General features: G+C 54.2%; 1 protein-coding gene. It reads right to left on the reverse strand.

Annotated elements, in window-relative coordinates; genetic code table 11:
• The coding region (locus LI149_RS15135) for a cation:proton antiporter (protein WP_227143621.1) at positions 1–275 on the reverse strand (275 nt) is incomplete at both ends.

The raw sequence follows: 275 nt of genomic DNA on the forward strand, positions 1-275 counted from the left end.
TCCCTTTCTCACGCATCAATTGCAACGCCATTGCAGTTGAAGACATCGCAAGGCCAATGCCACCGACCACCGCCGCCTGCCAGGCGAAATCCGTCAGCATCAATAATCCCGCCAGCAACGCCGCGCTTAACAGCACCTGTGCCGCGCCTACGCCAAAAATCCAACGCCGCAGTTGCCAAAGTTTGGAGGGATTCAACTCAAGGCCGATGATAAACATCAGGAATACCACGCCGAGTTCCGAAAAGTGGAGGATCTCATCGACGTCGCTAATAAAC

Source organism: Dorea sp. 210702-DFI.3.17, from assembly GCF_020560825.1.
Lineage (GTDB): Bacteria > Bacillota > Clostridia > Lachnospirales > Lachnospiraceae > Dorea > Dorea formicigenerans.